The following is a 3,337-nucleotide window of genomic DNA, read 5'->3' as shown; positions in this document are numbered from 1 at the left end:
TCATATGGATCGATGCGTTGCGATCGGCGGCGACATACGGCCGCAATTGATCCGAGACAAGTGACACAAAATCGCTAAACGTCTCTGGTTCGGCCACGATCCGCAGTTTGTCATTTGAATCGTAACGGTAGGCATCGGGCATCTCACGCTCGGCCAAATGCTGGAGTGCCGATTGCAGCCAATCCATACAACTAATCGCGGTGAACGGGTCATTTACTCCGGGCGAAAGCGCTCGCTCGGCCACCTCGACCAATTGATTGAAGACAAACCGCAAGTTTTGCTTTGCCGTTCGCTGTGCCCCGGATACATAGGTGGCTCTTAATTGATCGACAATCTCATCACTGACGCGTGATGCCGGTGACGCCAACATCAAAACATTGCCCGGCGTAACGAAATCCCCAGCGCGAAAACGCATGCGGATGGTCAGGTCGTGCTCAACGGCAATGCCCATCACCCCATCCATATCTACGAATTCAACGTATCCGGACCCTCGGGAGCGAATTGTTTTTGCGGTCTCATAAAATGATGGTGGCAGATTGGAATCCACTTGCCGCTGACTGAGATCTTCGTGTGGCTTGCCGACGCGAGCGGGAAATTGACGCTCGATCTGTCGATTTAAATCGCCTCCAATCCCCGCCAGGATGTTGGAAACATGGATACTCTCAGGAATATGGTGGATGAAATAGATCAGCACCGCCACGCTGAGAATCGCCAACATGATCCCGACGATCACGGCAATGTGTGGTACAAACGCAGACGCCAATTCTTGCTTCGCCATATCGCCTACCGGCGCTGACTCGGCATTGCGGACCGTACGCAAAACCATCAAGCAATACAGAAACGTCGAGATGAATACTCCTAACGTGATCTGGTTGCCGCGATCTCGCATGAAATTATTCAGCAAGCGAGCACCGACCTGGGACGTGGTGTAAGAGATCGACAAAATCGTCATCGAAAATGTGACCCCAGCCACGGTGATCATCGACCCCGCAACCGTTGATAACACCGCCCTGGCTCCCGCGGGTTCGTTCGCGTAAAGCCACCCGATTTCTTCGAGCCACTCGGAACCAAAATGATTGTCCAACTCCGTCGTGACAAACGACAACATCAGCGCAGTAACAGCCAATACCGACGGCACAAACCAATAGCTATCGCGGACGCGAGATGTCCATGTAATGATGAGAGCTTTCATAGGCCACAGTTCCGCTGCGCATATTTTCGCTAGAGCCGTTTGCTAACCTATATCAACCTGAAACGATGTCGCAAATGCGGCACTCGCGGGCTGACATTGAGTGAGAAAAGAAGTGTCAGTGAAAAAAGAAACACGCGTGAACCATCCTAAGATCGATCCACGCGTGTCGGTGTGTTCAAATTGCCAGCCTTGGTTTACCCCAAACGGTGAAGCCCACAGCAATCAAGTTGCCGCTTTCACATCTACGACGACTATGGATATGCCAATGCGACTCGGATCAAACCGTGGGTCTCTCCTAGACGTCTTACTCGTTATCGTCAGGCACGCTGACATCGATGTCGGGAACGGACATTTCTTTTTCCTTCATGTTCACATCAACATCGGGAACATCGACCCTCTTCTCCTCCATCGATACGTCGACGTCGGGGCCTTCGACATCGTAGGCAGGCATCTTGCCCGGATCGCCGCTGACATCGACATCGAGGTCGGGCATCCTGCCTTCTTCGGTCTTGTCAACATCGCAACCAACGGTAACGAACGCCAACAGTAGAGCCACAGTAAGACTCGCAAATTTCTTAATCATGATTTTGTTTTCCAACTTTATTGTCCAACAGTTCGTTGGTGACCGGCAACACAAACAAACGGTGATTCGACAAGCAACAGTCCGGTTGATTACGCTCAAATTGCAAGCACCGTGCCAATACCGGGTGACTCCTCCGTAATTGCCCATTTCGGTCGATTATTTGCAAAAATGGCCGATTTCCGCTCGGTCACGCAGCAGGCTGGTCGATGGCAAATCACATCAAAAGCCTCGCAAAGCACTCTATGCGATGTCTCGCGTCATTGAAGGCGATTGGATTTTTCGCCAGGTGAAAACAGTCAAAGGCGGAATATTGATGGCGATTTTTTCGGTTTCGGCGGGTCCAAATAACGGACGTGCAAAACGTTCCACATCCGAACGAACTTGATAGGCAATAAATTCGCCCCCCGGCTTCAGTACCTGGTGGATTGCTTGAACGAGATTCTTGGCGACGGCGGGCGGAATGGCACTGAAGGGGACTCCTGAAACGATCACATCGGGACGTCCGAATTGGTGTTGTTCGAGTAGCGTGATCAGGTCCGTAGCGTCTCCGATGTGAGGCGTGAACCGTGGATCCGCAATATCGTCCAATGCTTCTCGAAACGCATCTGTTTTTTCGATCGCGAGCAGGCGTCCATCGGGTCGCATCTGTGCCAAAAGGGCCAACGTCGTTCCACCAGCACCGGGGCCTAGCTCGACCACCGACGACGCGTTTCGGACGCAGTCGCGGTCCGCAATATTTTCCATCAGGAACGGTGAACTAGGACAAATGGTTGCCACTTGGGTCGGCTGCTTCATCCAAGCCTTGAAAACATGAAACGCCCGCTTGGCAAACGAAGTTGTTTGCGGTTGTCCGATTGATAGAGGCATTTGCTAATCCTGCTTTAGTTGCTTTTAAACTAAGTATGGGGGTGAATTGTCTTTTAGGAGCAATGGATCATGACGATTCGGCGTAAACCGGACGAAACACGGCTGCAGAAAGCACCCGGCAATTTTTACGAATTGTCACGATACGACTAAAAGCAAGTCGAAAAGCAAACGTTGTGCCGCCGCTATCGTGATGCGGCAATGAGACACGCAATACGTCATAACGCAAAGCAGGATGGGGCGTGACAAGCACTAAAGTGCCAGTCCTTAAGGAATAAGAACTTGCCATACGAACGGGGCGGTAGAGACCGCTAGAATAGACAAACGCAACACAGGGATGTCCACAGCGAGCTTCGCTGCAGCACGCGAGCATTCAAACGAAAGCTCGCCGCTATAAAACGAGTGTGTAGACGCGGTTGCCCATCGAGGCAAAATTGCGTCAGTGTGTGACGCCTAAAAGAGATAGCCTAAGAAAAATAGGCCGCGCGGCACCAATGGCCGCACGACCTAAGGGGAGCGAGCAGAAGAATTACCCTCGCAATTTCCAGCCGACGATCAAACCAAGCCCAAAGCACCACATCGCGGCGACATCCGGCTTTTCGTGCGCATACTCACTCAGCCGCCCCATAATGTCCTTGGCAGGCTCGGTGACATAGTGAGTGCTGCACTCTTGCAGTTTTTCAGCGGCCGCTTGAGTA

At 52.0% G+C, this 3,337-nt stretch carries 3 protein-coding genes; all 3 read right to left on the bottom strand.

Features of this window, described 5'->3' with window-relative positions; genetic code table 11:
• The coding region (locus RMSM_RS35825; RefSeq protein WP_008709598.1) for a DUF2254 domain-containing protein at positions 1 to 1,192 on the bottom strand (1,192 nt) is incomplete at its 3' end.
• Positions 1,193 to 1,496: 304 nt separating this feature from the next.
• Positions 1,497 to 1,775, bottom strand: coding sequence for a hypothetical protein (locus tag RMSM_RS35820; protein WP_040771370.1), 279 nt, complete (start codon positions 1,773 to 1,775; stop codon positions 1,497 to 1,499).
• 240 nt (positions 1,776 to 2,015) lie between these two features.
• Positions 2,016 to 2,642 carry a class I SAM-dependent methyltransferase gene (locus RMSM_RS35815; RefSeq protein ID WP_008709594.1) on the bottom strand — a complete coding sequence of 209 codons (627 nt, stop codon included), beginning with the start codon at positions 2,640 to 2,642 and terminating at the stop codon, positions 2,016 to 2,018.
• Positions 2,643 to 3,337 lie beyond the last annotated feature (695 nt).

It is taken from the genome of Rhodopirellula maiorica SM1, assembly GCF_000346295.1.
Lineage (GTDB): Bacteria > Planctomycetota > Planctomycetia > Pirellulales > Pirellulaceae > Novipirellula > Novipirellula maiorica.
Note: the sequence above shows the minus strand (reverse complement) of the source record. Positions and strands in the feature narration are given on the sequence as shown.